This window comes from Neoroseomonas rubea (assembly GCF_016106015.1).
Taxonomy (GTDB): Bacteria; Pseudomonadota; Alphaproteobacteria; order Acetobacterales; family Acetobacteraceae; genus Neoroseomonas; species Neoroseomonas rubea.
Genome location: NZ_JACADQ010000773.1, coordinates 1 through 503 on the forward strand (window position 1 = coordinate 1; position 503 = coordinate 503).

The 503-nt window shown below is 77.7% G+C and carries 1 protein-coding gene; it reads left to right on the forward strand.

Features of this window, described 5'->3' with window-relative positions:
- The coding region (locus HW577_RS26340) for a hypothetical protein (RefSeq protein WP_198379005.1) at positions 1-503 on the forward strand (503 nt) is incomplete at both ends.

A 503-nucleotide genomic window follows, 5' to 3' on the forward strand; every position in this document is an offset into this window, starting at 1 on the left:
CGGCACGGGCGTCAGCGGCGGTGGCGCGACCGGGACCGCCGGGACCGCGGCGACGGGCGCGACCGGTGCGGGCGGCGCGGCCGGAACGCTGGGTGCCGATGGCGGCGGGGCCTACCATTCGACCGTCTCCGGCACGACCACGCTGCGCACCGCGCCTGACGTCTCGGCGCCTGCCATCTGGTCGAACAACCCCTGCATCATCTCGGCCAGCGGCTCGGTGAGCGTCGTCGGCTTTGGCGCCTCGATCGGCGCCGGGGTCGAGGATCCGGACTGCACGCGCCGCGCCAACGCCCAGCTGCTCGCCGTGCTCGGCCAGCCGGATGCGGCGCGGGAAGTGCTCTGCGCGAACCGGGAGGTGCGGGAGGCCTTCATGCGGTCCGGCCGCCCCTGCGCCGCCGATGCGGCGAATTTCCGCGCCGTGCGCGCGACTGTCGCGCCGGCCGCCACGGTGGCGGCACCGGCGGCCGTGGCACCCGCGCCCCAGCCTGTCGCCGCGCCGGCGC